Source organism: Variovorax sp. Sphag1AA (assembly GCF_014192575.1).
Taxonomy (GTDB): Bacteria; Pseudomonadota; Gammaproteobacteria; order Burkholderiales; family Burkholderiaceae_C; genus Variovorax.
The window spans coordinates 1002243-1028505 of record NZ_JACHYC010000001.1 but is presented as its reverse complement, the minus strand read 5'-3'; the positions used below and the strand labels follow the sequence as shown (position 1 = coordinate 1028505).

General features: G+C 65.0%; 22 protein-coding genes and 1 other RNA gene. 16 read left to right on the top strand and 7 right to left on the bottom strand.

The features are described from left to right. Window positions 1-26: 26 nt before the first annotated feature. From pstS to phoR, 7 genes are all read left to right on the top strand, one after another. Window positions 27-1079 (top strand): phosphate ABC transporter substrate-binding protein PstS, encoded by a 1053-nt coding sequence (pstS, locus tag FHW64_RS05025; RefSeq protein ID WP_184523620.1) that lies wholly within the window; start codon window positions 27-29, stop codon window positions 1077-1079. A 62-nt stretch (window positions 1080-1141) separates the two neighbouring features. Further along, complete coding sequence (gene pstC, locus FHW64_RS05020; RefSeq protein ID WP_409350595.1) at window positions 1142-2170, top strand: phosphate ABC transporter permease subunit PstC; 1029 nt, start codon at window positions 1142-1144, stop codon at window positions 2168-2170. Continuing rightward, the gene (gene pstA, locus FHW64_RS05015) at window positions 2167-3051 is read left to right on the top strand and encodes a phosphate ABC transporter permease PstA (RefSeq protein ID WP_184523615.1); all 885 of its coding nucleotides are present in this window, start codon (window positions 2167-2169) and stop codon (window positions 3049-3051) included. The genes pstC and pstA overlap by 4 nt, the downstream gene beginning before the upstream one ends. A gap of 5 nt (window positions 3052-3056) precedes the next feature. Next, window positions 3057-3836: a phosphate ABC transporter ATP-binding protein PstB gene (pstB, locus tag FHW64_RS05010; protein ID WP_184523613.1), complete on the top strand. Its 780-nt coding sequence runs from the start codon at window positions 3057-3059 to the stop codon at window positions 3834-3836. Window positions 3837-3845: 9 nt separating this feature from the next. Continuing rightward, on the top strand, window positions 3846-4547 hold the full coding sequence (gene phoU / locus FHW64_RS05005; RefSeq protein WP_184523611.1) for a phosphate signaling complex protein PhoU: 702 nt from the start codon (window positions 3846-3848) through the stop codon (window positions 4545-4547). A gap of 54 nt (window positions 4548-4601) precedes the next feature. Next, window positions 4602-5294 (top strand): phosphate regulon transcriptional regulator PhoB, encoded by a 693-nt coding sequence (gene phoB / locus FHW64_RS05000; protein WP_088957313.1) that lies wholly within the window; start codon window positions 4602-4604, stop codon window positions 5292-5294. Window positions 5295-5333: 39 nt separating this feature from the next. Continuing rightward, the gene (gene phoR, locus FHW64_RS04995; RefSeq protein ID WP_184523609.1) at window positions 5334-6668 is read left to right on the top strand and encodes a phosphate regulon sensor histidine kinase PhoR; all 1335 of its coding nucleotides are present in this window, start codon (window positions 5334-5336) and stop codon (window positions 6666-6668) included. Here phoR and FHW64_RS04990 read toward each other — a convergent pair. From FHW64_RS04990 to FHW64_RS04980, 3 genes are all read right to left on the bottom strand, one after another. Continuing rightward, the gene (locus tag FHW64_RS04990) at window positions 6652-7935 is read right to left on the bottom strand and encodes an MATE family efflux transporter (RefSeq protein WP_184524271.1); all 1284 of its coding nucleotides are present in this window, start codon (window positions 7933-7935) and stop codon (window positions 6652-6654) included. The two genes, phoR and FHW64_RS04990, sit on opposite strands and share 17 nt — an antisense overlap. A gap of 49 nt (window positions 7936-7984) precedes the next feature. After that, window positions 7985-9715, bottom strand: coding sequence for a hypothetical protein (locus FHW64_RS04985; protein ID WP_184523607.1), 1731 nt, complete (start codon window positions 9713-9715; stop codon window positions 7985-7987). An 81-nt stretch (window positions 9716-9796) separates the two neighbouring features. After that, the gene (locus FHW64_RS04980; RefSeq protein WP_088957310.1) at window positions 9797-10054 is read right to left on the bottom strand and encodes a type B 50S ribosomal protein L31; all 258 of its coding nucleotides are present in this window, start codon (window positions 10052-10054) and stop codon (window positions 9797-9799) included. 118 nt (window positions 10055-10172) lie between these two features. On the opposite strand from FHW64_RS04980, the gene FHW64_RS04975 reads away from it, so the two are divergent. Beyond that, window positions 10173-11234: an oxidoreductase gene (locus FHW64_RS04975; RefSeq protein ID WP_184523605.1), complete on the top strand. Its 1062-nt coding sequence runs from the start codon at window positions 10173-10175 to the stop codon at window positions 11232-11234. Here FHW64_RS04975 and rho read toward each other — a convergent pair whose 3' ends face one another. After that, window positions 11235-12500: a transcription termination factor Rho gene (gene rho / locus FHW64_RS04970; RefSeq protein ID WP_088957308.1), complete on the bottom strand. Its 1266-nt coding sequence runs from the start codon at window positions 12498-12500 to the stop codon at window positions 11235-11237. It lies immediately after the preceding gene. Window positions 12501-12679: 179 nt separating this feature from the next. Beyond that, window positions 12680-13012 (bottom strand): thioredoxin TrxA, encoded by a 333-nt coding sequence (trxA, locus tag FHW64_RS04965; protein ID WP_183023723.1) that lies wholly within the window; start codon window positions 13010-13012, stop codon window positions 12680-12682. A 129-nt stretch (window positions 13013-13141) separates the two neighbouring features. Here trxA and FHW64_RS04960 point away from each other — a divergent pair, with 129 nt between their 5' ends. The 3 genes from FHW64_RS04960 to FHW64_RS04950 are packed head-to-tail and all read left to right on the top strand — an operon-like array spanning window position 13142 to window position 20168. After that, window positions 13142-15691 carry a PD-(D/E)XK nuclease family protein gene (locus tag FHW64_RS04960; protein WP_184523603.1) on the top strand — a complete coding sequence of 850 codons (2550 nt, stop codon included), beginning with the start codon at window positions 13142-13144 and terminating at the stop codon, window positions 15689-15691. After that, window positions 15688-18933 carry an exodeoxyribonuclease V subunit beta gene (locus tag FHW64_RS04955; protein ID WP_184523601.1) on the top strand — a complete coding sequence of 1082 codons (3246 nt, stop codon included), beginning with the start codon at window positions 15688-15690 and terminating at the stop codon, window positions 18931-18933. The genes FHW64_RS04960 and FHW64_RS04955 overlap by 4 nt, the downstream gene beginning before the upstream one ends. After that, a complete protein-coding gene (locus FHW64_RS04950; RefSeq protein WP_184523599.1) occupies window positions 18930-20168 on the top strand; it encodes a TIGR03862 family flavoprotein in 1239 nt (412 codons plus the stop codon). The genes FHW64_RS04955 and FHW64_RS04950 overlap by 4 nt, the downstream gene beginning before the upstream one ends. A gap of 329 nt (window positions 20169-20497) precedes the next feature. Here FHW64_RS04950 and ffs read toward each other — a convergent pair. Together ffs and FHW64_RS04940 are read right to left on the bottom strand one after the other, a co-directional pair. Beyond that, window positions 20498-20594, bottom strand: an RNA gene (gene ffs, locus FHW64_RS04945) — signal recognition particle sRNA small type. Between the two features lie 23 nt (window positions 20595-20617). Then, window positions 20618-21739 carry a M12 family metallopeptidase gene (locus tag FHW64_RS04940; RefSeq protein ID WP_184523597.1) on the bottom strand — a complete coding sequence of 374 codons (1122 nt, stop codon included), beginning with the start codon at window positions 21737-21739 and terminating at the stop codon, window positions 20618-20620. A gap of 109 nt (window positions 21740-21848) precedes the next feature. On the opposite strand from FHW64_RS04940, the gene dnaX reads away from it, so the two are divergent. The 5 genes from dnaX (at window position 21849) to FHW64_RS04915 (ending at window position 26233) form a co-directional block, all read left to right on the top strand. Continuing rightward, entirely contained in the window at window positions 21849-23690 is a 1842-nt protein-coding gene (dnaX, locus tag FHW64_RS04935; protein ID WP_184523595.1) for a DNA polymerase III subunit gamma/tau, read from the top strand. Between the two features lie 37 nt (window positions 23691-23727). After that, window positions 23728-24060 carry a YbaB/EbfC family nucleoid-associated protein gene (locus FHW64_RS04930; RefSeq protein WP_093158287.1) on the top strand — a complete coding sequence of 111 codons (333 nt, stop codon included), beginning with the start codon at window positions 23728-23730 and terminating at the stop codon, window positions 24058-24060. Between the two features lie 12 nt (window positions 24061-24072). Next, window positions 24073-24663 (top strand): recombination mediator RecR, encoded by a 591-nt coding sequence (recR, locus tag FHW64_RS04925; RefSeq protein WP_184523593.1) that lies wholly within the window; start codon window positions 24073-24075, stop codon window positions 24661-24663. 27 nt (window positions 24664-24690) lie between these two features. Then, window positions 24691-25083 carry an MAPEG family protein gene (locus FHW64_RS04920; protein ID WP_184523591.1) on the top strand — a complete coding sequence of 131 codons (393 nt, stop codon included), beginning with the start codon at window positions 24691-24693 and terminating at the stop codon, window positions 25081-25083. 112 nt (window positions 25084-25195) lie between these two features. Further along, window positions 25196-26233 (top strand): ABC transporter substrate-binding protein, encoded by a 1038-nt coding sequence (locus FHW64_RS04915; protein ID WP_184523589.1) that lies wholly within the window; start codon window positions 25196-25198, stop codon window positions 26231-26233. Window positions 26234-26263 lie beyond the last annotated feature (30 nt).

Genomic DNA, 26263 nt, shown 5'->3' with positions numbered 1-26263 from the left:
CTTTTGTGCATACCAAAGGAAGCCTTATGAAAATGACGTTCAAGTTCGTAGCAGCCGCCGGCCTGATCGCCGCCGCGTTTGCCGCGCATGTTTCCGCCTTCGCCGAAGAGGCCACGGGCGCCGGTGCCAGCTTCCCGGCACCTCTCTATTCCAAGTGGGCCGCCGACTTCAACAAGGCCACCGGCGCCAAGATCAACTACCAGTCCGTCGGTTCGGGCGCTGGCATCAAGCAGATCGACGCCAAGACCGTGGACTTCGGCGCTTCGGACATGCCGCTGTCGGATGACGAACTCAAGAGCAAGGGCCTGATGCAGTTCCCGACCGTCATTGGCGGCGTGGTTCCGGTCATCAACATCCAGGGCATCAAGCCGGGCGAACTCAAGCTCAGCGGCCAGGTCCTCGGCGACATCTACCTGGGCAAGATCGCCAAGTGGAGCGATCCGGCCATCAAGGCGCTGAACCCCTCGCTGAACCTGCCTGACGCGGCAATCGCCCCGGTTCGCCGCGCTGACGGCTCCGGCACCACCTTCCTGTTCACCAACTACCTGAGCAAGGCCAACCCCGAGTGGAAGGCCAAGGTCGGCGACGGCACGGCGGTCAACTGGCCCACCGGCGCGGGCGGCAAGGGTAATGAAGGCGTCGCGGCTTTCGTGAACCGCCTGCCCAACTCGATCGGCTACGTCGAGTACGCCTACGTCAAGCAGAACAAGATGAACTACGCCCAGATGCAGAACAAGGACGGCAACTTCGTGTCGCCGGACGATTCCGCATTCAAGGCCGCTGCCGCTGGCGCGGACTGGAGCAAGACCTTCTACCAGGTGCTGACCGACCAGTCGGGCAAGGAATCGTGGCCCATCACCGGCGCGACCTTCATCCTGATGCACAAGACGCAGGACAAGCCGGCACAAGCCGCAACGACCCTGAAGTTCTTCAACTGGGCCTACAAGAACGGTGACAAGACCGCCGGCGATCTTGATTACGTGCCGATGCCTGACAAGGTCAAGGGCGTGATCGCCACCGCCTGGGGTGACATCAAGGATGCCTCGGGCAAGCCCGTCGCTCCGGTTTCCGGCAAGTAAGCAAGACACCTGGCGCGCCAATGGGCAATCCGCTTGATGGCGCGCCGCTTTCGGAGCGACCTGTGTCATCCACATTTCCTGCGAACGCCACGCCGCTCGACGTGAACGTCGAGCGCGCCCGCGCGAAAGCAAGCCCGCCGCCGGTCAAGCGCCCGCGTTCCGGTCCCGCGGCCGATCGACTGTTCGGCCTCGCTGCCAAAGGCGCCGCGCTGCTCACGCTCGCGATGCTGATCGGCATCCTCCTTTCCTTGTTGGCTGGCGCCTGGCCAGCCATCTCCAAATTCGGTCTTGGCTTCCTCACCAGCAGCGTGTGGGATCCGGTGCAGAACGAATTTGGCGGCCTCGTGATGATCTACGGCACGTTGGCCACATCGTTCATCGCCTTGGTGATTGCGGTGCCCGTGAGCTTCGGTATCGCGTTGTTTCTCACCGAGATGTCGCCGGCCTGGCTCAAGCGGCCGCTCGGCACCGCCATCGAACTCCTCGCGGCGGTGCCCTCGATCGTCTACGGCATGTGGGGTCTGCTGGTCTTCGGCCCGATCCTCGCCACCTACGTGCAGCAGCCGCTGCAGAAGCTGTTCGCGGGTGTGCCGTACCTGGGTGCGCTGGTGTCCGGTCCACCGGTGGGCATCGGCATTTTGTCGGCGGGGATCATCCTCGCGATCATGATCATCCCGTTCATCGCCTCCGTGATGCGCGACGTGTTCGAAGTCACGCCGCCCTTGCTCAAGGAATCGGCCTATGGGCTCGGCTCCACGACGTGGGAAGTGGTCTCGAAGGTCGTGCTGCCCTACACCAAGGCCGGCGTCGTCGGCGGCGTGATGCTCGGCCTCGGCCGCGCGCTCGGCGAGACGATGGCCGTGACTTTCGTGATCGGCAACACCAACCAGCTTTCGTCGCTGTCGGTCTTCGAAGCGGCGAACAGCATCACTTCGGTGCTCGCCAACGAATTCGCGGAAGCCGGCGCTGGCTTGCACCAGGCATCGCTGATGTACCTGGGCCTCGTGCTGTTCTTCATCACGTTCGTGGTGCTGTCGCTGTCGAAGCTGCTCCTGGCGCAGATGCGCAAGAGCGAAGGGAAGAAGTCATGACGACCGCTGAACGCCTGCTGAGCGCCAAAGCGCTCGAAGAAACGCGCGCGGCCAAGTTTGCCGGCCGCAAGCGCATCAACATCATCGCCCTGGGGCTGTCGCTTGCCGCGATGGCCTTCGGCGTGTTCTGGCTCATCTGGATCCTCTGGGAAACGCTGCGCCTGGGCTTCGGTGGTCTCACGCTCGCCGCGCTGACCGAGATGACCCCGCCGCCGAACGAGGCTGGCGGCATCGCGAACGCGATCTTCGGCTCGGTGGTGATGGTGGCCCTTGCCACCTTCATCGGCGCGCCGATCGGCATCATGGCCGGCATCTACCTGGCCGAGTACAACCCCAAGGGCTGGCTGTCGGCGGTCATCCGCTTCGTCAACGACATCCTGCTGTCGGCGCCGTCGATCGTGATCGGCCTGTTTGTCTATGCGCTCGTCGTGGCCCAGTTCAGGTCGTTCTCGGGCATTGCCGGCGCCGTGGCGCTCGCGCTGATCGTGATCCCGGTCGTGATCCGCACGACCGAGAACATGCTGCAGCTCGTGCCGCCGGGCCTGCGTGAAGCGGCCTATGCGCTCGGCACGCCGAAGTGGCAGGTCATCCTGAGCATCACCCTGCGTGCCGCACGTGCGGGCGTCGTGACCGGCGTGCTGCTGGCCGTGGCGCGTATCGCAGGCGAAACCGCGCCGCTGCTCTTCACCGCCCTGAGCAATCAGTTCTGGACGGCCGACCTGACGCAGCCGATGGCCAGCCTGCCTGTGACCATCTTCAAGTTCGCGATGAGCCCTTACGAGAACTGGCAACAACTGGCCTGGGCCGGCGTGTTCCTGATCACGCTCGCGGTTCTTGCACTCAATATCCTCGCGCGGGTTCTCACGCGCACCAAGCTCTGATCAACATGCCAACCTCCACCGCTCAAGCCACGCGCGCGAAGATTTCGGTCAAGGACCTGAACTTCTACTACGGCAAGTTCCACGCGCTCAAGGGCATCAATCTCGAGATTCCCGAAAACAAGGTCACGGCCTTCATCGGCCCGTCGGGCTGCGGCAAGTCGACCTTGCTGCGCACCTTCAACCGCATGTTCGAGCTGTATCCGGAGCAGCGCGCCGAAGGCGTGATCTCTCTCGACGGCGAGAACTTGCTGACCTCCAAGCAGGACGTGGCGCTGATCCGCGCCAAGGTCGGCATGGTGTTCCAGAAGCCGACGCCGTTCCCGATGTCGATCTACGACAACATCGCCTTTGGCGTGAAGCTGTTCGAGAACCTCAGCGCTTCCGAGATGGATGATCGTGTCGAATGGGCGCTCAAGAAGGCGGCTCTGTGGACCGAAGTTCGCGACAAGCTGCAGCAAAGCGGTTCGGGCCTCTCCGGCGGCCAGCAGCAGCGTTTGTGCATCGCTCGCGGCATCGCGATCAAGCCCGAAGTGCTGCTGCTCGACGAGCCTTGCTCGGCGCTCGACCCGATCTCGACTGCGAAGATCGAGGAACTGATCGCCGAACTCAAGAACGAGTACACCGTGGTGATCGTGACCCACAACATGCAGCAGGCCGCCCGCTGCAGCGACTACACCGCCTACATGTACCTCGGCGACCTGATCGAATTCGGCGCGACCGAAGAGATGTTCTTCAAGCCCAAGCGCAAGGAGACCGAGGACTACATCACTGGCCGTTTCGGCTAAGGAGTTGGAATGACCGAAAAGCACCTTTCCAGCCAGTTCGACAGCGAACTCAACATGGTGTCGTCGCGAGTGATGGAGCTCGGCGGCATCGTGGAATCGCAGATCAACCAGGCCGTCTACGCGTTGCAGGAGTTCGACTCCGAAACAGCTGAACGCGTCATGGAGACCGAGAACCGCGTCAATGCGATGGAGATCGAGATCGACCGCGAGCTGTCGTCGATCATCGCGCGCCGTCAACCGACCGCACGCGACCTGCGCCTTTTGATCGCGATCTCCAAGACCACCGCCAACCTCGAGCGCGTGGGCGATGAAGCGAACAAGATCGCGCGCATGGTCAAGTCGATCATCGAGAGCGGCTCGGCGCGCGCGCTGCCGTCGACCGAACTGCGCATCGCAGCCGACATGGCGTCGGGTCTGCTGCGCAAGGCGCTCGATGCGTTCGCGCGGCTCGACACCGCCGCGGCGCTGTCGATCCTGAAGGACGACGACCTGATCGACAAGGAGTTCGACGGCTTCGTGCGCAAGCTGGTCACCTACATGATGGAAGACCCGCGCACCATCTCCGCGAGCCTCGACCTGCTGTTCCTCGCCAAGGCGATCGAGCGCATCGGCGATCACGCGAAGAACATCGCCGAGTTCATCATCTACATCGTGAAGGGCGCTGACGTCCGCCACGCGTCGATGAACGAGATCGAGGCACAGCTTCAATGAGCAAGCGAGGCGGCTGTGCGCCGTCTCGCGATTGAATGGAGAATCTGAGGATTCATGAAGAAACCCCGCATTCTGATCGTCGAGGACGAGTCTTCGATCGCCGAGCTGATCGCCGTCAACCTCCGGCACAACGGCTTCGAGCCGATCTGGGCTGAAGACGGCGAATCCGCGCAGCGCGAGATCGATGCCTTCCTGCCGGACCTGGTGCTGCTGGACTGGATGCTTCCGGGCCAGAGCGGACTTCAACTGGCGCGTCAATGGCGCAAGGACCCGCGCACCAAGACCATCCCGATCCTGATGCTGACGGCACGCGGCGATGAGCCTGACAAGGTCGCGGGGCTCGATGCCGGCGCCGACGACTACATCACCAAGCCTTTCTCGACACAGGAGATGCTCGCGCGGATTCGCGCGGTATTGCGTCGCCGCGCGCCGGAAGTGGTGACCGAGCGTGTCGAGATCGGTGAACTCGCACTCGACACGGCCACGCACCGCGTGACCTGGCAAGGCAATCCATTGAAGGTCGGTCCCACCGAGTTCAAGCTGCTCGGCTTCCTGATGCAGCATGCCGAGCGCGTGCACAGCCGTGCGCAGCTGCTCGACAAGGTCTGGGGCGACCATGTCTATATCGAGGAACGGACAGTCGACGTCCACGTCAAGCGCCTGCGCGAATCCCTTGGTCCGGCTGCGCCGATGGTCGAAACGGTCCGTGGAGCGGGCTACAGGCTGACTGCACAGGCCACCGTCTGAGAGGCCTGCCCGCTGAGCTGGGCGGGATAATGTTCCGGCATGCCGTTTCGTATCGCGACTTTTCTATTGGCTTCGCTCATTGGTGGCGGCGCCGCTGCGTTGTTTGCCTTGCGCTTCGCCTGGCTTGGTGCGTGGCTGGGCGCCGTGGCGTGGCTCGCGCTCGACGCGTGGCGCGCCCACCGGTTGCTGCGCGTGCTGCGCAACGATGCCGTCGGGTTGCCGTCGCGCGGGCCGGGCGTCTGGGTCGAGCTGGCTGAGCGTATCCGCAAGCTGCTGCGCGACAGGGAGAAACTGGCGCAACAGGCGGAGGAGCGGCTCCAGGAGTTCCTCGCCGCCATTCAGGCGTCACCCAATGGCGTGGTGCTGCTCGACCAGCAGGGCCGCATCGAGTGGTGCAACCAGACCGCCGCCGAGCAGCTCGGCATCGACGCTGAGCGCGATCTGTTGCAGCACCTTTCAAATCTCGTGCGCGACCCGGCCTTCGTCGCGTACCTGGCCTCCTGGAACTACAGCCGCGATGTGGTGATTGATGCGCCCACGAAGGCGTTGCACCGCAACCAGCACTGCCGCCTGTCGGTGCAGGTGCATCCCTATGCCGGAAACCGCCGCATGCTGCTCACGCGCGACGTCACCTCGCTGGAGCAGGCCGAAGCCATGCGCCGCGACTTCGTCGCCAACGTCTCTCATGAGATCCGCACACCGCTGACGGTGCTGGCAGGCTTCGTCGAGACCTTGCAGAACCTGCCGCTGGATGCCGAGGAGCGCGCCCGCTATCTCAGCCTGATGAGCCAGCAATCGCATCGCATGGAGACTCTGGTCAATGACCTGCTGACCCTGTCGCGCCTCGAAGGCAGCACGGCACCGCCGCCCAACAGGTGGATTCGCGTGCGTGCCTTGATGGCTCAGTGCGAGGACGAAGCGCGCGGACTCTCGAGCCGGCTGACGCAGCAGGGGCATCGCCTTTCATTCGCGATTGAAGCGGACACCGAGATCGCAGGCGTGCCGACCGAGTTGCAGAGCGCTATGTCGAACCTCGTGAGCAACGCGGTGCGCTACACGCCCCCGGGTGGCGAGGTGACCGTGCTCTGGCGCTTGCTGCCCGATGGCCGTGGCGAGTTCTCGGTGCGCGACTCTGGCCCCGGCATCGCCGCAGAACATATTCCTCGGTTGACGGAGCGCTTCTATCGCATCGATCGCAGCCGGTCGCGCGAGACCGGTGGAACGGGGCTTGGCCTTGCGATCGTCAAGCACATCGCGCAGCGCCACGGCGCCGAACTGCGTATCGAAAGCAAGGTGGGCGAGGGCTCGCGCTTCACGCTGATCTTCCCGATCACGCGACTGCGCAGGACGCCGGCGGTTACCGCTGTCGCTTGACCGTCCACGCGAGCAGCGCGAGGAAAAGCACGGCGGTTGCGAAGAGTGCCGCGGCGCTCATGAGCCAGAACGCAAGGGGCGATTGCATCGCCGCCCACGGTCCGATCCCGCGATAGGCCAGCAGGTAGCTCCCGCCGAGACCGACGCCCCAGAGCAAGGTGCAATAAAGGATCAGCGGCAGCACCGTCACCTGATAGCAGCGCAGGACGAAGACGCAAAGCGTCTGCAGCGCGTCGGCGAGGTGATAGAAGGATGTCGCCAGCAACAGCGTCGCGCCCAATTCAATGACCGCGGGGTTGGCCGAGTAGATGCCGGCCAGTTGCCAGCGAAACAGCGCCATGGCCGACGCGAAGAGCACGGCGAAGAGCACCGTGAGCTGGAACCCCTTTCGCCCCGCCTTCCGCGCTTGCAAGGGATCGCCGGCGCCGAGCCAGAAGCTCACGCGCGCGCTCGTGGCGATGGCGAGCGACAGCGGCACCATGTAGGCGACCGCGGTGAGGTTCGAGGCGATCTGGTGCGCAGCCGAGGCGGCCGTTCCGAGACGGGCGATGAAGAGCGCCATCAGGGTGAATGAAGTCACTTCGACCAGCACGGCGAGGCCGGCCGGGACGCCGAGCCGTGCGAACTGTCGAAGCTGCGTCCAGTCGGGCGGCTCGATGCGCTGCCAGAAGCGATATTCGCGATACGAAGGCTCCGAACGCAGGAGCCAGATCGCCGCGCCAAGCATCGCGTAGTTCACCACCAGCGTGGCCCATCCGCAGCCGACGAGGCCCATTGCGGGCAGGCCCGCGCCGCCGAAGGTGAACCAGATCGACAGCGGCAGCTTGATACCGAGCGACGCCAGCTGGAGCCAGGTCACGAGTTGCGGCTTGCCGAGGCTCTGGTTGAGCGTGCTGAAGACACGAAAGAGCAGGGCTGGCGCAAGCGCGAAGGCGAGAACGCCGAGGTAGGCCTCGACATCGCCGCGCATGCTTTGAGGCACGTCGGTCCACCGCAGCATGGGCGCCGGGAACAGCAGGATCGCCATGCCGATGGCGACCGCCGCACCGCAGACGTAGAGCGATTGCCGGACCGAGCGGCCGACGTCAGATGTGCGCTGCGCGCCATGCAGCTCGGCCCAGACCGGGAGCAGCGCTTGCAACGCGCCCATGAGCGAGACGAAGACACTGATGAAGATCGCGGAGCCGACGGATAGCGCCGCCAGTGCGCCTTCTGCGTAGCGGCCCGCAACGATCGTGTCGGTGACGCCGAAAGCCATGACCGCCATCTGCCCGACGAACACCGTCGCGGCGTGGCGTCCGATGACGCGCCGCTCGCTAGTCACCGACGGGCGGCAGACGTTGATAGAGCAGCAGGTCGTCCCCGGGGCTGGTCGGGCGGCGCAAGGTGCCGACGAGGCGCCAGCTTTCGAGATTCACGATCTCGTGGAGCTTCGCGATCGCGTCGGGGCTGACCAGCAGCCACGGGCAGGGTGGACCGCCGATCAGCGGCTGCACATTGAAATTGCCGTGATAGCGCAGGGCTGCGATGTGTGGACGGCCAAGGGCGAGCTCGGAGACGCAGCCCGGCTGGCCGACGCGCTCGGCGATCGCGTTCACCTGCGGCACGTAGCTGCGGGCGAAGTCGAGCACCGGCAACCACAGCGTCATGACCAGCATCCAGCACAGGGCCGCGCCGCCGGCTGGCAGGACGAGGGTCTTCCAGAGTGCCGCACGATGCCGGCCGGTGCGCCATCGGACCAGCCAGGCCCAGGCCAGCGTTGCCGTCAGCGCGAAGAGGAACGGTGCCAGGGAGAACTGCGGAACGAACCCGGGTGCCAGCTTCGCGACGTTGGCCGCGGGTTTGGCGGGCACGCCGGTCTGCATTGCGACCCAGATCACCCAGATGATGATCGCCGAGCCGCTGAAGAACAGAAGGGTGAACCAGTCGATCAGCGCCGCCACGCTGCGCCGGAAGGTCGGCAGCGCAAAAGCGGCCAGCGTCGCAAATGCGGGCAGGCCGAGGAGCAGTGATCGTTCGGAGAAGTTGGTGGTCCAGGTCGCCAGCAGCGGCACGGCCGCGAACCAGAGGGGCAGGGCGACATGGCGGGCGGTCAACTGCCGGCGCCACCGCCAAAGCGTCCAGATTGCAAGGGGCCAGGTCGGCCAGGTGAACCAAAGCAGCAGCTTGGCCTGGCTGCGCACTTCGAACAGCACACCGTGGGAGGTCGGAAGGTCGATCTTCCATTCGAGCAGGCCCAGCGCGGCGGCCAGCGCGCCCGCAAGGAGCGTGATACCAAACACCGCCCCGATCGAGGCCAGGCTGTATGTGGGCTCTGACGCGGGCAGTTCCTCGCTCGGCAGGCGCTTGCGCTCGAGCAGCAGGATCACGCCGCAGCCGATCCCGAGCGTGAGGCCCACCGTCGGACCGCCGCTGAGCGCCAGCCCGAAAGCGCCCACGATCAATGCGGCAATCGGGCCGATGCGCCGATACGGGAGCGCCGCCACCCCGAAGAACAGGTTCGAGGCGAAGAACAGTTGCGCGAGGGCGGGCGTGGTTTCGTGCCCGAGTTGAGCCAGACCGAGAGATGCGATCAGCGCCAGGAGGGCGCCGTCGGCAATGGCGCGCGCGTAGTCGGTGGGCCGCGCCTCGCCGCCGAAGGCAAATGCGACGGGTTGGGCGCGATAGGTGCGTGCCAGGTAGTAGACGGCATACCACGTCGCGGTGAAAGCGCCCGCGAGCAGCAACGCAAAGGCGATACGGACCGCCAGGTCGGGATTGATCCACGAGGGCGCGATCTTGATCGCCCAGGCCCCGATCCAGTAGGGGATCAACGCCGGTGTTTCGGGGCGCAGCCCGAGCAGGAGCGGGTCGAACCAGGCAGCGATGCCATCCTTGCTCTGGGCGAGTTCGGCCATGTAGCCGAACGAGCTGATGTCCGCGCTTTTCCACGGACCTCGGCCAAGCAGTCCAGGCATGAGGTACGCCGCGCACAGCAGCAGCAACGCAACGCGCGGGAGGCGGCGCACGGCGCTCTGGGCAACGATTGCGGGCGTCGGGTGGTTCAACTCGGGAAGGGAGCGTGCTCGTTGGGAAAGAAAAAGGGCAGCGCGGTAACCCGGGCTGCCCTCGACTCGGAAGCGCCTTCCTTACTTGGAGGCCGTCTTGCCGAAGCGGTTGCGGAATTTCTCGACGCGGCCGCCCATGTTGTCGACCGACTTCTGCGTGCCGGTGTAGAACGGATGCGATTCGCTCGAGGTATCGAGCTTGAACAGAGGCAGTTCACGACCATCGTCGGTCTTGCCGGTTTCCTTGGTGTTGACGCACGAGCGCGTCACGAACTTGAAGCCGTTCGACAGGTCGACGAACAGAACTTCACGGTAGTTCGGGTGAATGCCTTCTTTCATGGTGTTTCCTTTGGTCGATGCGAGAGCCACAACGACGCGGCACAACGCCGCGGTGCACTTTTCGCGAAGCCCGCAATTATCGCATACTGGCCTTTTTCTGCGCCAGAGGCTTTGAGCCATGCCCCAAACTACCCTTCGTGCCGGCCTTGTCGGCTATGGATTTGCCGGTCAGACCTTTCACGCACCGGTGCTGTCAGCCGTACCCGGTCTGGTGCTTGGTGCCGTGGCAAGCTCCCAGCCCCACAAAGTACATGTGGACTGGCCGGACGTGGACGTAGTCCCGGACGTGGACGCGCTGTTGCGCCGAACCGACATCGATCTGGTCGTCGTCGCGACACCCAACGCCCAGCACCATCCGGTCGCCAAGGCTGCGCTCTCCGCTGGCAAGCACGTGGTCGTGGACAAGCCATTCACCCTCGATGCGGGACAGGCGCGCGAGCTGGCGGCGCTGGCCGAGCGCCAGGGCAGGGTGCTTTCCGTCTATCAGAACCGGCGATTCGACTCCGACTTCCTAACGTTGCGGGACGTTCTTGCGAGCGGCGAACTGGGGCGACCGGTGTACTTCGAGTCGCATTTCGACCGTTTTCGCCCCGAGGTCCGGGCGCGCTGGCGTGAGCAGCCGGTGCCGGGTGCCGGGCTTTGGGTCGATCTGGGTTCCCACCTCGTCGACCAGACGGTGCAATTGTTTGGTCGTCCCGATGCGTTGCAGCTCGACAGCGCGGTCCTGCGCGACGGTGCGCTCGTCGAAGACTACTTTCATGCCGTGTTGCGCTACGAGTCCGGCTCACACGCGCCGCTTCGGGTCGTGCTTCATGCGACGACCCTGGCTGCGCATGCAGCACCCCGCTACATCGTCCACGGCACGCGGGGCAGCTACGTCAAGCGTGGCGTGGACCCGCAGGAAGACGCCCTGCGTGCAGGTGGGCGCCCTGCGGATGCTGCATGGGGGGCAGATCCGATCGACGGTGAGCTCACGCTGTGTGCCGCCGACGGCCGCATGCAGACGCGCAAGCTGCCGACGAAGGCGGGCAACTACGTCGCCTACTACGCCGCGTTGCGCGATGCGATTCTGGGAAATGGCCCGAATCCGGTCTCGCCGGAGCAGGCGGTCGAGCTGATGGAGTTGCTCGACCTTGGCCGACAAAGCGCCACCGAAGGGCGGGCTTTGCCGACGCGCTGATCAGCCGCCGCGACGCATCATGTCGAAAAACTCGACATTGGTCTTGGTGGCCTTCATGTTCTTGAGCATCAGCTCCATCGCCTCGATCTCGTCCATGTTGTACATGAGCTGACGGAGGATCCGGGTCTTCTGCAGGATCTCGGGCGGCAACAGCAGTTCTTCGCGACGGGTGCCGCTGCGGTTGAGCTGGATCGATGGGAAGACGCGCTTTTCGTAGAGGCGTCGGTCGAGGTGGATTTCAGAGTTGCCGGTGCCCTTGAACTCTTCGAAGATCACTTCGTCCATGCGGCTGCCTGTGTCGATCAGGGCGGTGCCGATGATCGTCAGCGAGCCGCCTTCTTCCACATTGCGTGCCGCGCCGAGGAAGCGCTTGGGGCGCTGCAGCGCGTTGGAGTCCACACCGCCGGTCAGCACCTTGCCGGACGATGGCACCACGTTGTTGTAGGCGCGGGCGAGGCGGGTGATCGAGTCGAGCAGGATCACCACGTCCTTCTTGAGTTCGACCAGTCGCTTGGCGCGCTCGATCACCATTTCGGCGACGTGCACGTGGCGCGCTGCAGGTTCGTCGAAGGTCGAGGCAATGACTTCGCCCTTGACGGTGCGCTGCATCTCGGTCACTTCTTCAGGCCGCTCGTCCACGAGCAGCACCATCATGTGCACCTCGGGGTAGTTGGCGCTGATCGCGTGCGCGATGTGCTGCATCATGACCGTCTTGCCACTCTTGGGTGGGGCCACGAGCAATGCGCGCTGGCCTTTGCCGATCGGGGCAATGATGTCGATGATCCGGCCCGTGATGTTCTCGTCGCCCTTGAAGTTGTCGCGTTCGAGGCGCATCAACTGCTTCGGAAACAGCGGGGTCAGGTTCTCGAACATGACCTTGTGCTTGTTCGCTTCCGGCGGGCCGTCGTTGACCTTGTCGAGCTTGGTCAGCGCAAAGTAGCGCTCGCCGTCCTTGGGCGTGCGCACTTCGCCTTCGATCATGTCGCCGGTGTGCAGGTTGAAGCGGCGTACCTGGCTGGGCGAGATGTAGATGTCGTCCGTGCTCGCAGTGAAGCTGGTGTCGGGGCTGCGCAGGAATCCGAAGCCGTCGGGCAGGATTTCAAGCACGCCATCGGCAAAGACCTGTTCGCCGGCCTTCGCACGCTTCTTGATGATCGCGAACATCAGTTCCTGCTTGCGCATGCGACCGACGTTTTCGATCTCCAGGGCCTCGGCCTGCTTGAGGACTTCGGAGACGTGAAGTGCCTTGAGTTCGTTTAAGTGCATGGAACGACCCCTTGCGGGGATAGCTGTCAAAACGAGGGGGGAGGTTTGATGTGAGGCGAGAGATGCCTCACAAACCGGGGAACTCGAACCGGGTCCCTGAAAGGGCCGGTGATCTGTGGGGGATTATGACAGGAAAAAAGCCGCCAACGCATTGCGCGCTGGCGGCCGGGGAGCTCTTTTCAGGCGAGCTGCTGGTCGATGAAGGCGGTCAATTGCGCCTTGCTCATCGCGCCGACCTTGGTGGCTGCGAGCTGGCCATCCTTGAACAGCATCAGGGTGGGGATGCCGCGGATGCCGAACTTGGCGGGAATGTCGCGGTTCTCGTCGACATTCATCTTGGCGATCTGCAGCTTGCCTTCGTAGGTGCTGGAGACTTCATCGAGGATCGGCGCGATCATCTTGCAGGGGCCGCACCATTCGGCCCAGTAATCCACGAGCACAGGCTTGCCGGACTTGAGCACGTCGGCTTCGAAAGAAGAGTCGGAGATGTGTTTGATGAGATCGCTGGCCATGGGATGTGTCCTTCTGCGCTGAGAGTTTCGGTGCAGCTAAAGTGCGGGTCATTGTGACAGAAACCAAGTTCCGGCGTGCCCGGCGCACAAGCTATGGCTCCGATAGCCAAAGCGCTTCCCACACCTCCCATGAATCCTGCTGAGCACCATCCCGCGCACGCGCTTTGGTGCGACTCCGACCGCGGCATCGTCGTCCGCATCGCGCGAATGCTGGCCGGGCAGGGCCTTCATCCCGCCCGCACCGTGGTCCTGGTGCCGTACGCGCAACTCATGCAGGTTGCGCGCGGCATGTGGGCGACTCATGGCGCGTCGGGGTTCGCGCCGCGCTTCGAGACGACCCGCAACTGGGCGCGGAGCATCGGCGGCTTCGTGCCCGACACCGACGACATCGCCTTCGACATGGCGCGCGACCTTCTCACCGCGCAATCGCTTCTGGCGAGAGCGGGCTTCGGCGCATCGCGCAATGCATTGGCGGGACGCCTCGTCGAGATTGCGCTGCAACTGTCGCCGCTGGCCGCGGCCGAGTTGCCTGCCGACCGCGTGGCATGGATGCAGCGAGTGCGCGATTCGATCGAGGCCGGGCGGGGCTCCGAATGGTTCGACGTGGAGAGCGCGCTGAACGGTGTCGCGCTTGCCTGGGCGGGAAGCTCGGGCTATGCGACTGACGTCCTCTTCGCTCCCGGCGCCTTGGCGCAGGTGGATCAACTCATCGTTCTCGACGGCCTGCAGCCGGATCCGCTCATCCGGAAGCTGGCGGAGCGCTTCGGCGACCGCTGCCTGCATCTTCCGCTGGTGACGAAAGATGCGCCTTCGCACGTCGGCCTTCACCCAGCCGCCGACCCAGAAGACGAAGCCGCACGGGCGGCCGCCTCTGTGCTGCGCCACTTGTCGGAAGGTCGCGCGCCGGTCGCTTTGGTGGCGACAGACCGCGCGCTGACTCGTCGTATCAGTGCCCATCTCACGGCGCATGGCGTTGTGCCGCACGACGAGACCGGCTGGAAGCTGTCGACCACGCGCGCGGCGGCCGGCCTGATGAGCGCTTTGCGTGCGTGCGTCCACGATGCAGGCAGCGACCAGGTCCTGGATTGGCTCAAGCACGTCGAAGTCTTCGATCGCGGCGCGGTGCTTTCGCTCGAGGCACGCCTGCGCGACCGGGGTATGCGTGATTGGCGCAGCTGGTGCGCATTCGTGGCCGCCAGCTCGAAGCCGCAGGACGAGGCGCTGCGTCCTTTCACCGAATCCATTGAGGCGATGCGCGCAACGCTGGCGCGTCTTCGACCACTGGGTGAGTGGCTCGTCGACGTGCGCGCGCTGCTCGATGCCTCAGGCCAATGGCTCGGCCTGGTAAGCGACGTCGCCGGGTTGGAGGCGATCTCCGCATTGCACCTGGACGCCGAGCCGGGCGAACTCCGCGGCCCGCGATGCACGCTCGTCGAATTCACGGCTTGGGTACGCGATGTGCTCGAGGCCGCAAGCTTCGTGCTGGCCCCCGATGAATCCGAGTCTCTTCAGGTCGTGATCCTCCCGCTTCACCATCTGCTGGGGCGAGCGTTCGCTGCCGTCGTGGTGCCGGGCTGCGACGATCAACGTCTGCCGGCATCGCCCGAACCGGCCGGCGACTGGAGCGCGGCACAGCGCGAAGCTCTGGCGCTGCCTTCACGCGATGCCCTGGAGGCTGCACAGCGGGGTGGTTGGGCTGTTGCGATGAGCGCGCCGCATTGCGACGTGCTCTGGCGCCAGTTCGATGCGAGTGGCGAGCCGGTGCGGCCGAGTCCGCTCGTACAGATCCTTCATCTCGACGGCGCGGCCGAAGATGCGGTCGACCCGCGCAAGGCCGTGCAAGTCGAGACGAAGCCGACGCTTCATCCCCGGCCGCGGGGAAACACGCTCATGCCGGCCACCCTGTCTTCGACCGCCTACGAAGACCTGCGCCGTTGCCCCTACAGATTCTTCGCCCTGAGACAACTCGGCCTGCGAAGCAGTGACGAACTGGACGCCGAACTCGACAAGCGCGACTTCGGCAACTGGCTGCACGCGGTGCTTGGCCACTTCCATGAGGCGCTGAAGAATGATCCAACCCCGGACCCGCAAGTGCGCCGCAACATGATGGCTGTAGCCGAAGAGCAAGCGACCCGAGAATTCGGTTTGTCCGAGGCCGAGTTCCTGCCGTTCGCGGCCGCGTGGCCCGCGACGCGCGATGGCTACCTGACCTGGCTTGCGGGCCATGAGGCTGGGGAAGGGGCGGTGTTCGTTGAATCCGAGCCGTGGAAGGAAGTGCCGCTGGCACGCATCAAGCTCGTTGGACGCCTGGATCGCGTCGATGCAACGCCGGATGGCCGGGCGTTCGTGATCGACTACAAGACCGAGTCAGCCGACAAGACACGCGAACGCGTGAAGGACCCGTACGAAGACACGCAGCTCGCGTTCTACGCTGCGCTTTTCCCGGACGACACGTTGCGGGCCGCTTACGTGAATGTCGGCGAAAGGTCTTCCGGCACGCAAACCTACGAGCAGAAGGACATCGTGGAGGCCCGCGATGCGTTGGTGGAGGGCGTGATGGGCGATCTCGGACGCATTGCCGAGGGCGCGCCGCTCCCGGCGCTCGGCGAAGGGCAGGTCTGCGAGCATTGCACCGCGCGCGGCCTCTGCCGAAAGGACTTCTGGGAGGGCCAGCCATGACCGCTCCCGCGTACGAACACAACGGCGTCCATGTTTCGCGCGAGCGCTTCTACGAGATCGCGTGCGATCCGCGCCGGTCGGTTGCGGTCGAGGCCTGCGCTGGTGCCGGCAAGACGTGGATGTTGGTGTCGCGCATCCTTCGTGCGTTGCTCGAGCAAGGCGATGCGGCCTGCGCCCCGCATGAGATCCTCGCGATCACTTTCACGAAGAAGGCTGCCGGCGAGATGCGCGAGCGTCTAGACCAGTGGCTCGAGAAATTCGCGGGGCAACCGGTAGAAGAACTGGTGCCGGAGCTGAGGATGCGCGGGATATCGCCCGAGGCCGCATTGGCCGCGGCGCCACGGCTGAAGGGGCTCTATCGCGAGCTCCTGGGGCACGGCCGCCCGGTGCAGTTCCGCACCTTCCACGCATGGTTCGCCGGGCTGCTGCGCAATGCGCCGGTCGCGGTGCTGGAACGCTTGCGGCTGCCCGCCAACTACCAGTTGCTCGAAGACGATGCAGAGGCGCGCGTGCGCGTCTGGCGTCCGTTCTATGCGGCAGTGACGACGGACACGGAGGCTTCCGCGGACTACCGTGCGCTGGTCGCGAGATATGGCCGGTCGCAGGTCGCCAAGGCGCTCGACGAAGCGCTGACGCGCCGTGTCGAGTTCGCGCTCGCAGAAGCGCACGACGCGGTCGATGGCGCGGTGACGCCGATGCAGGCGATGTATCCCGCCTTCTCGGGTTCGGATTCACCCGACGACCTCCTGCTTCGCGACCCGGCCTGGCGCGGCATGCTATTGGCCGCGGCGCGCGCGCTCGGTCGCGCGAGCGCACCGACCTTTTCGCGGCGCGGCGTCGAGTTGGAGCAGGCGGTGAGCGACGGCCAGGCCGAGGGTGTTCTCGACGCCCTGCTCACGCAGAAAGGGGAGCCGCGCAAATTCGGAGAGAAGCTCGCGGGCATCGAAGATGTACGTGCAGCGCAGGAGCGCGTGCTGCAGTACTGCGCCGCACGCGCGCAGCATGAGGCATGGCTCTACCAGCAACGCATGGCGCGTCTCACGCGGTTGCTCGCCAAGTGCTTCGCGGAAGTCAAGCTCGCCAACGGCTGGGTCGACATGAACGATGTCGAACAGGCAGCGCACATGCTGCTGGGCAATGCGGAACTCTGGGGATGGGTGCAGGAGCGCCTCGATGCGGGTGTGCGGCACTTGCTCATCGACGAGTTCCAGGACACGAATCCGCTCCAATGGCAGGCACTCAACGGCTGGCTCGGCAGCTATGCCGGCGCGGGTGCGCGGCGCCCGGGGGTGTTCATCGTCGGTGACCCCAAGCAGAGCATCTATCGCTTCCGCCGGGCCGAGCCGCAGGTTTTCATTGCGGCGAAGGAGTTCGTGCAGCAGGGCCTTGGCGGAGATCTGCTCAACTGCGACCACACCCATCGCAACGCGCAGGCGGTGATCGGCCTCGTGAATGCCGCGATGCAGGAGGCGCAGCAGGCTGGTGAGTTCAGCGGCTTTCGCGATCACACGACCGAGTCCGGCGTCGCGGGGCGAACGGTCAAGCTTCCGCTGATCGGGCGCGATGCGGTTGCGGCGGCGTCTTCAGACGATGTGACGGCTGAGCCTGCGCCTTCGTGGCGCGACAGCTTGACCACGCCGCGGCTCTTGCCGGAAGAAAAGCTCCTGCAGAAGGAATGCCAGCAAGCCGCGCGATGGATCGCCGCGCGCATCAATGAAGGCCTCGCGCCCAGCCAGATCATGGTGCTCGCACGACGGCGCAGCCGCCTCTCTTTGATGCAGGACGAATTGCGCAAGCTGCACATCGCGGTTCAGCAGCCGGAAAAGAACGAGCTCAACGATGCGCCGGAAGTGCAGGACGTGGTTGCCCTCATCGATGCGCTGGTGTCGCCAGACCACGATCTTTCGCTCGCGCGCGCGCTGAAGTCGCCGCTGTGGAGCCTCGATGACGAGGCCCTGGTGCAGATTGCACGTCGTCAACGTGAAGCCCGCCAGAGCTGGTTCGACCTGCTGCAGGAGTCTGATTGGCCGACGCCGTTGGCGGGCATCGGTCCACAACTGCGCGAGTGGCAGCAATGGCTGCAGACGTTGCCGCCGCACGATGCGCTGAGCGCGATCTTCCATGACGCTGATGTCCTCTCGACTTTTGCGGCCGCTGCGCCGGCGGCCATGCGTTCGACCGTTGTTGCCAACCTGCGGGGATTGCTTGCGGCCTCGCTCGAACTCGATGGTGCGCGCTTCGCGACGCCGTATGGCTTCGTGCGTGCATTGCGCGCCGGCGGTGTTCGGGCACCATCGGTGTCGGTGACCGATGCGGTGCAGCTTCTCACGGTCCATGGCGCCAAGGGCCTCGAGGCCAGGGTCGTCCTCATGCTCGACACGGACGCTTCGGCGCAACGTGCGCAGACCATGGGCGTCCTCGTCAAATGGCCGGGTCACGCCCCCGCGCCGGAGCGCTTCGTGTTCATCGCGAGCGAGAAGAATCCACCGGCCTGCGCGGCAGATGACCTTGCGGAAGAGCAGGCGGCAAGGCATCGCGAAGAGATCAACGGGCTCTATGTGGCGACCACGCGCGCGCGGGAGGCATTGGTGGTTTCCGCCGTCGCCGCCGCGCGGGCCAATGGTCGCAGTTGGTGGGCGAGGCTCGAGGGCCTCTGCGGGCCAATAGACGATGTGCCGACGTCGGTGGACGTCGCGACCGAATCTGCGCCTTCATCGTTCGAGATGCTGAATCTGCCGGCGCTGACGAAAGAGCCGCCGGTAAGGTCGTCGGCACCCATGGTGCGAAGTGCCGACAGCCGTGCATCTGCACTCGGACAGGCCATGCACCGGCTGCTCGAATGGACGCAGCCTGGCGCGCCGCTGCCGATGGAGCACCTGCGGGCGGCCGCACGCGAGTTCATGCTCGATCTGCCGGCGACCCGCGCGGCGGCCGTCATGGCGCAGCGTATTCGCTCCGGCGCGGGCGCGTGGGCATGGGAAATCGACGCGCTGGACTGGCACGGCAATGAGGTCACGCTGGTCCATGAGGGACAGGTCCTGCGCATCGATCGGCTGGTGCGGCATCGGGAAAGCGGTGCGTGGTGGGTGCTCGACTACAAATCCGCGGCCCGACCCGAGCGCGATGCAACCCTCATCGCGCAACTGAATCGATACCGCGACGCGGTGCAGGAAGCCTATCCCGGCGAAACCGTGCGCGCGGCATTCCTCACGGGGCAGGGCGAACTGGTCACACTCGAATGAACAAAGACAAGTCAGTAGCAATCGTCGGCGGCGGTCCCGCCGGGTTGATGACAGCCGAGGTCCTGAGCCGGCAAGGTGCACAGGTCCATCTGTATGACGCCATGCCATCGGTGGGGCGCAAGTTCCTGCTCGCGGGACGCGGCGGGCTCAACCTCACGCATTCCGAACCTTTCGATCGATTCGTCGAACGATTCGGCGAGCGGCGCGCAGAGATCGAGCCGTTGCTGCGGCGGTTCGGCCCCGAAGCGCTGCGCGAATGGGCGCATGGTCTCGGGATCGAAACCTTCGTGGGTACCTCGGGGCGAGTCTTTCCCAAGGACATGAAAGCCGCGCCGCTTCTGCGTGCCTGGCTGCACCGGCTGCGCGAGGCCGGCGTGCAGTTCCACATGCGCCATCGATGGCTCGGGTGGGAGGACGCTTCGACGCCGGCGTCCACCTTGCGCTTCAGCACACCGAGTGGCGATGTCGCTGCGTCGCACGATGCGGTCGTGCTTGCGCTCGGCGGTGCAAGCTGGGCGCGGCTCGGGTCCGATGGCGCGTGGGCACCGTGGCTGTCGTCGCGCGGCATCGACGTGGCGCCGCTGGTTCCATCGAACTGTGGGTTCGATCTGACCTGGACGCCGTACTTCGCTGAGCGCTTTGCCGGCATGCCGTTCAAGTCGGTCGCCATTGCTTTCACCGACACGAAGGGGCGCAAGTTTGCCCGGAAGGGAGAGTTCGTCGCGACCACGACGGGTATCGAGGGAAGCCTGATCTATGCCGCATCCGCCTTGCTGCGCGACGAGATTGCGGAGCAGGGCAGTGCCACCCTGACCCTTGACCTGTTGCCTGACCGAACGCCGGAGCAGGTCCGCGCGGCGGTGCTGCATCCGCGCGGTTCGCGATCGGTCGCGAGCCATCTGAAGAGCCGCTTGAATCTGGACGGCATCAAGACGGCCGTGCTGCACGAGGTGCTCACGAAAGACGAGATGCATTCGCCGGAAAGGTTGGCTGAAACCATCAAGGCGGTCCCGCTTCGTCTTATCGCGCCGAGGCCGATCGACGAAGCCATCAGCACGGCGGGCGGGGTGCGCTTCGACGCACTCGACGACAAGCTGATGTGTCTCGCGGAGCCGGGCGTGTTTGCTGCCGGCGAGATGCTCGATTGGGAAGCGCCTACCGGCGGCTATCTGCTGACGGCCTGCATGGCCAGCGGCGTTGTTGCGGCCGAGGGCGTGCTTCGCACCTTAGTCTGACGCCTACACCGCTTCGGGACGAAGCTGCCAGTGTTTCACGGTGGTTGCAATGACCCGGGCCGCATGGGTCTGGAGGTTGACCGGCCGAGCAGTGGGCGCGTTGGACGCAATGGACTCGATGGAGAAGGGCCACGAAGACCGGCCGACCCTAGGCCGAGGTGCAAATGGAAGCACTCGCGCCGCGGCTTGGGGGGAAGGATGGGTGGTCATGTCGTCGCCTCGAGTTGTTCTTGGAGACGACGAATTCTACTCGTTTTACTGTATCTGCATACAGTACTTTTGGCCGAAAGGGCCGGGGCGTGGGCCCCTGGACGAGTTTCTTGAATGAGGTTGACGAGCCTTACCCCCGGCACTGGCTACGCAGTTAGGGCTGCTTGGTTCCCCACCTGACCCGGTTGGCCACTTCACCATGCGGGGAGGCCCGTCAACCGACGATTGTAGGCGACGATTCACCAGACCATCAGGGAGGTCTCGAGCGCTGCGTCGGCGTAGTACAGACGGACGCCGATCTGATAGCGGCGGTCCTTCTGCAGGCGCATGCTGACCTTGGCGTTGAGATCGGTGCCGCTGTCGTCGGCCCCGGCGATCTGGACGTTGCCTGCAGGCGTGACCTCGAAGAGCACGAGGACTGTGTCCGAAGTGCCAAAGGTCCCGATGTTGTAGGTCCGGGTGCGGGGTGGCGAAAAGTCGAAGATGCGGGTCTCGCCAGCATTGAGCTTGAGCAGTTGCGACAGTCCGACCGTCAGCGCCGACACGTTGGGCGCCTTCACACCCGGGTAGGACTCCAGCACCCAGGACTTGTCCGCGGGTGAGAGCCCGCCCTTCGGCTTGATGCCGGCCTTGTAGGCGGCAGGCGCATCGATCAGTCCCGCACCGAACTGGTATTCCATGACCGAATCAGGATCCCACGTTGTGCCCTTGATCTCCGACACCGGGATCTTGCGCAGGATGTTCCATTCGATCTGCGCATCGTCCCAGCTGTTCGGCGGCCCCTTGAAGTAGTCGAGCACCGCCTGCCGGTTCCAGGTGATGCCGGCGTTGGGGTTCTGGTGCTCGTGTTCGAGGCCGATCGTGTGGCCGATCTCGTGCAGCGCGGTGTCACGGCCGTATACGGTCGTGAGCGGCCAGCCGAAATTCATGGTGCGTTCCTGCAGCGACTTGATGTTGAGTACGTCGCGGCCGACATACGACCACGAGCCGTCGGACGGGTTGAATCCGATGCGCACCATTGCATCCGCCGGCGCGTTGACGCGACGGAAGCTGATGCCGATGCCCAGCTTCGCCCAGGTGTCGAAGGCCTGGTCGACGACGCCTATGTCCGCATCGCCGCCGAGCCAGGCCGCGGGCACCGAATCGCCCCGCTTGAAGCAGTAGTAGGTGATTTGCGTGCCGCTCACCCACTTTTTGCTCGCGGCCAATATGGCACGGGTCCGGCCGGCAGGGATGCCGATGGCGAACTGGCGCAATGGCTGGATGGGTTGGGAGCAGTAGCGGAGCGGGCCGGTCTCCTCGACCGGGCTGGATTTCCGGGCTGCGGCGGGGCTTGCGGATTTGCGCGATGCAGTGGCCATGGCGGTCTCCTCCAACGTTTTCATGCTAGGACGCGGGGTCGGGAATTCCATCTGAAAGATGGCCTAGCCCGAGCCCGGGAGGGCCCGGCGGGCGACCTAAAATGCGCCGATGGCCTATCTCGTGCTCGCTCGCAAACACCGTCCAAAAACCTTCAGCGAGATGGTGGGGCAGGAGCACGTGGTGCAGGCGCTTGAAAACGCGCTCACCTCTCAGCGCCTGCATCACGCCTATCTCTTCACCGGTACGCGCGGCGTCGGCAAGACGACGGTCTCGCGCATCCTGGCCAAGTCGCTCAACTGCCAGGGTCCGGACGGGCAGGGCGGGATCACGGCCACGCCGTGCGGCATATGTCAGGCGTGCAGGGACATCGATGCGGGCCGATTCGTCGACTACACCGAGCTCGACGCGGCTTCCAATCGCGGCGTGGACGAAGTCCAGGCACTCCTCGAGCAGGCCGTCTACAAGCCGGTGCAGGGCCGATTCAAGGTCTTCATGATCGACGAAGTGCACATGCTCACCGGCCATGCCTTCAACGCGATGCTCAAGACGCTGGAGGAGCCGCCGGAGTACCTCAAGTTCGTGCTGGCGACCACCGATCCGCAGAAAGTGCCGGTCACCGTGCTGTCGCGCTGCCTGCAGTTCAACCTGCGGCCCATGGCGCCGGAGACCGTGCTCGAACATCTCACGCGCGTGCTGGAAACCGAGACGGTGCCGGCCGAGCCGCAGGCGCTGCGCCTCATCGCGCGTGCTGCGCGCGGGTCGATGCGCGATGCGCTGTCGCTTACCGACCAGGCGATTGCGTTCGGCAACGGCGAGCTTCAGGAAAGCGGCGTGCGCCACATGCTGGGCAGCGTGGACCGTGGCCATGTGTTCCGGCTGATCGAGGCGCTGTCGCAGGGCGACGGCAAGACGGTCGTCGAAACCGCTGAGGGATTGCGGCGCGACGGTTTGTCGGCTGCATCGACGCTCGAGGAAATGACCGCCGTGCTTCAGGGCATGGCTGTGCTGCAGGCCGTGCCTTCGCGCGCGGGCGCGGACACCGGTGGTGACCCCGACGCGGCTGAAACAGCCCGACTCGCCGCGCTGATGCCTGCCGATGAGACGCAGCTTCTCTACAGTCTCTGCCTGCACGGCCGCACGGAACTGGGACTTGCGCCGGACGAATACGCCGCGCTCACGATGGTGCTGCTGCGGCTTCTGGCATTCAAGCCAAGCGGCGCGTCCGCCGAGGAAAAAAAAACTCTGAATGAAGCGCCCCGGCGCGAGGTGCCCGTGGCACGCGTCGCGCCTGTGGACGCCGCGCCGCCCGTCGCGGCGCCTCCGCGAGCGGAGCCAGTAGCGCCTGCGCCTGCCGTGCCTGCTAGTTCTGCCACGCGGCCCGGCCATCGCGTGCCGGTCGTCGATGCACCGGCACTGAAGGACACTGCATCCCCGAGGCCGATGGCCACCGATGAGCCCGACCCAGCCCCAACCAAGGTCATGGCGGTGCCGGTGCGCGTGCAGCCGCCCGCTGGTGCGCGCGAGGGCGAATCGACGGCGTCGGCTGCATCGCATCCGATCCCGCCCAGCGAGGAGGGGGATTTCTGGTACGCCACAGTCACGCAGATGGTGGCGGCCGAGTCCATCACGGCGCTGGCGCGGGAGCTTGCGTTGCAATCGCAACTGGTCGCGCGCGACGTCGACCAGTGGCTGCTGCGTGTCGAGCGAGAATCGCTCAACCAGTCCGGAAGCCGCGACAAGGTCCAGGCGGCGCTTGCAGCACTCGGTCACGACGTGAAAATCGCGATCGAGATCGGCAGCGTCGTCGACAGCCCGGCCCGCCGCAACAAGCAGGCTGCTGAAGAGCGCCAGCGTGTCGCCGAGGAGGCGATTCGCAATGATCCGGAGGTGCAGTCGATGATGCGCGACTGGGACGCGAGGATCGTCCCGGGCACGCTCCGGCCCGCCTAGTGTTTTCAATTTCTTTCAACGATCGACAGGACCAACGATGTTCAACAAAGGACAACTGGCCGGCCTCATGAAGCAGGCGCAGGCGATGCAGGACAACCTCAAGAAGGCTCAGGAAGAGCTCGCCACGATCGAGGTCGAAGGCGAATCGGGTGCCGGCCTCGTGAAGGTCGTGATGACGTGCAAGCACGATGTCAAGCGCATCACGATCGACCCGAGCCTGCTGACCGATGACAAGGACATGCTCGAAGACCTCGTGGCGGCTGCCTTCAATGCGGCGGTGCGCAAGGCCGAGGAAACCAGCGAGCAGAAGATGGGCAAGCTCACCGCCGGCATGCCCGGCCTGCCGCCCGGCATGAAGCTTCCGTTCTGAGCGCACGCCTAGATGGCCGATTCCAGCTCGCTCGATGCGCTGGTCGATGCGCTGCGCCGGTTGCCCGGCGTCGGTGCGAAGTCGGCCTCGCGCATGGCCTTTCATTTGCTGCAGCATGACCGCGAGGGCGCGCAGATGCTCTCGCGCGCCTTGCAGCAGGCAGCGAGCAACGTGCGGCACTGCGAGCGCTGCAACACGTTCACCGAGGGATCGATCTGCAATGTGTGCAGCGACCCTCGGCGCGACGCGTCCAAGCTCTGCGTGATCGAGACGCCCGCCGATCAGGCGGCCCTTGAGCGCACCGGTGCGTTCAAGGGGTACTACTTCGTATTGATGGGCAAACTCAGTCCGCTCGATGGCATCGGGCCCAAGGACATCGGGCTTGCCAAGCTGTTCGATCGTGCGCTCGACGGCACGGTGGCCGAAGTGATCCTTGCGACCAACTTCACAGCCGAAGGCGAAGCCACCGCGCATGTCATCGGCGAGGCACTCAAGCAGCGCGGGCTTACGGTCACGCGCCTTGCGCGCGGCGTGCCGGCCGGCAGCGAGCTTGAATACGTCGACCTGGGCACCATTGCGCACGCGCTGGTCGATCGTCGCTGAACATCGTCATCGCGAGGAGACACGCACATGAGCCTCCCCCATCTGACCCTGGCCTACTGGTGCGTGCTGGTCGCCGCCTTGTTGCCGTACATCTCGGCCTACATCGCGAAGGCCGGCGCATTCGATCTCAAGGACAACAAGGCGCCGCGTGAATGGGGCTCGCGGCAGGCCGGCTGGCGTGCGAGAGCGAATAGCTCGCAGGCCAATGGCTTCGAAGGGCTGCCGCTCTTCATCGGTGCGGTGATCATTGCGCATCAACTGGGCGCGGCGCAGGCAACGCTCGACATGCTCGCTTTGGCGTATGTCGTGCTGCGTGTTGTCTACGTTGGCGTGTATATCTGGGGCATCGGTGCCCTGCGCAGCGCAGTGTGGACGCTGGGCTTTCTGGTGAATATCGCCATCCTCTTCGCGGGCCGATAGAGGTCTTCATGTTTACGTAAAAACCCGCACGGGATGTTCCCGATGCAGGCGCTGAATCGCGCCCCTAAGCTCATTTCGAACCACGAAAACAGGGCCTCAGGCGTCGTCATTCATGCTGCTCAATCGCCGTACCTTCACTGTCGCTGCGGCACTGGGAGCCGCCGCCATCGGTGCACCCCTGGTGCATGGACAGCCGAAGCTCGAGAAGTCCAAGATCTCGATCGCTGTTGGCGGCAAGGCCGCGTTCTACTACTTGCCGTTGACCATCTCCGAGCAGCTCGGCTACTTCCAGGCCGAAGGGCTCGATGTCGAGATCTCCGACTTCGCCGGTGGATCACGCGCATTGCAGGCGGTGGTGGGCGGTTCCGCCGACGTGTGCTCTGGCGCCTTCGAGCACACCATCAACCTGCAGGCCAAGAACCAGTACTTCCAGTCCTTCGTGCTCCAGGGGCGCGCACCGCAGATCGCGATCGGCGTGTCGACGAAGAACATGCCGTCGTATGGCGGCGTGGCCGATCTCAAGGGCAAGAAGATCGGTGTGTCCGCGCCGGGCTCATCGACCAACATGGTGGCCAACCTTGTTCTGTCGCGCGGAGGGCTCAAGGCCAGCGACGTGAGCTACATCGGCGTTGGGGTCGCGGCCGGTGCGCTGACCGCACTGCGCTCCGGTCAGATCGATGCCATCAGCAACACGGACCCGGTGATGACGATGCTCGAGCAGAAGGGCGACGTGAAGATCATCAGCGACACGCGCACGCTCAAGGGCACACAGGACGTGTTTGGCGGGTTGATGCCGGCGGCTTGCCTCTATGCGTCTTCGGAGTTCGTGCAGAAGCATCCCAACACCTGCCAGGCACTGGCCAACGCAATCGTGCATGGCCTCAAATGGCTGCAGACGGCGGGGCCGGGCGACATCATCAAGACGGTGCCGGAGACCTATCTGCTCGGCGACCGCGCGCTGTATCTCGCTTCGTTCGACAAGGTTCGCGAGGCCATTGCGACCGACGGAATCGTCCCGGCCGATGGGCCGAAGACTGCACTGAATGCCATTGCGAGTTTCGATCCGACGGTCAAGGCCGACAAGATCGATGTGTCGAAGCTCTATACCAACGAGTTTGCGCGGCGTGCGAAGGACAGGTTCAAAGCCTGACTTGCACGTCCAGCAACCCGGCTTCGGCCG

What these genes read in the sequence shown, in the direction of transcription:
- phoU (WP_184523611.1), top strand. Translation starts at nt 3,846, where the DNA reads ATGACCGAAAAGCACCTTTCCAGCCAGTTCGACAGCGAACTCAACATG.
- FHW64_RS04915 (WP_184523589.1), top strand. Translation starts at nt 25,196, where the DNA reads ATGCTGCTCAATCGCCGTACCTTCACTGTCGCTGCGGCACTGGGAGCC.
- FHW64_RS04960 (WP_184523603.1), top strand. Translation starts at nt 13,142, where the DNA reads ATGAATCCTGCTGAGCACCATCCCGCGCACGCGCTTTGGTGCGACTCC.
- trxA (WP_183023723.1), bottom strand. Translation starts at nt 13,012, where the DNA reads ATGGCCAGCGATCTCATCAAACACATCTCCGACTCTTCTTTCGAAGCC.
- recR (WP_184523593.1), top strand. Translation starts at nt 24,073, where the DNA reads ATGGCCGATTCCAGCTCGCTCGATGCGCTGGTCGATGCGCTGCGCCGG.
- pstA (WP_184523615.1), top strand. Translation starts at nt 2,167, where the DNA reads ATGACGACCGCTGAACGCCTGCTGAGCGCCAAAGCGCTCGAAGAAACG.
- FHW64_RS04990 (WP_184524271.1), bottom strand. Translation starts at nt 7,935, where the DNA reads ATGGCGGTCATGGCTTTCGGCGTCACCGACACGATCGTTGCGGGCCGC.
- FHW64_RS04975 (WP_184523605.1), top strand. Translation starts at nt 10,173, where the DNA reads ATGCCCCAAACTACCCTTCGTGCCGGCCTTGTCGGCTATGGATTTGCC.
- phoB (WP_088957313.1), top strand. Translation starts at nt 4,602, where the DNA reads ATGAAGAAACCCCGCATTCTGATCGTCGAGGACGAGTCTTCGATCGCC.
- pstB (WP_184523613.1), top strand. Translation starts at nt 3,057, where the DNA reads ATGCCAACCTCCACCGCTCAAGCCACGCGCGCGAAGATTTCGGTCAAG.
- FHW64_RS04940 (WP_184523597.1), bottom strand. Translation starts at nt 21,739, where the DNA reads ATGGCCACTGCATCGCGCAAATCCGCAAGCCCCGCCGCAGCCCGGAAA.
- phoR (WP_184523609.1), top strand. Translation starts at nt 5,334, where the DNA reads ATGCCGTTTCGTATCGCGACTTTTCTATTGGCTTCGCTCATTGGTGGC.
- dnaX (WP_184523595.1), top strand. Translation starts at nt 21,849, where the DNA reads ATGGCCTATCTCGTGCTCGCTCGCAAACACCGTCCAAAAACCTTCAGC.
- FHW64_RS04950 (WP_184523599.1), top strand. Translation starts at nt 18,930, where the DNA reads ATGAACAAAGACAAGTCAGTAGCAATCGTCGGCGGCGGTCCCGCCGGG.
- FHW64_RS04920 (WP_184523591.1), top strand. Translation starts at nt 24,691, where the DNA reads ATGAGCCTCCCCCATCTGACCCTGGCCTACTGGTGCGTGCTGGTCGCC.
- FHW64_RS04955 (WP_184523601.1), top strand. Translation starts at nt 15,688, where the DNA reads ATGACCGCTCCCGCGTACGAACACAACGGCGTCCATGTTTCGCGCGAG.
- FHW64_RS04930 (WP_093158287.1), top strand. Translation starts at nt 23,728, where the DNA reads ATGTTCAACAAAGGACAACTGGCCGGCCTCATGAAGCAGGCGCAGGCG.
- FHW64_RS04980 (WP_088957310.1), bottom strand. Translation starts at nt 10,054, where the DNA reads ATGAAAGAAGGCATTCACCCGAACTACCGTGAAGTTCTGTTCGTCGAC.
- pstS (WP_184523620.1), top strand. Translation starts at nt 27, where the DNA reads ATGAAAATGACGTTCAAGTTCGTAGCAGCCGCCGGCCTGATCGCCGCC.
- rho (WP_088957308.1), bottom strand. Translation starts at nt 12,500, where the DNA reads ATGCACTTAAACGAACTCAAGGCACTTCACGTCTCCGAAGTCCTCAAG.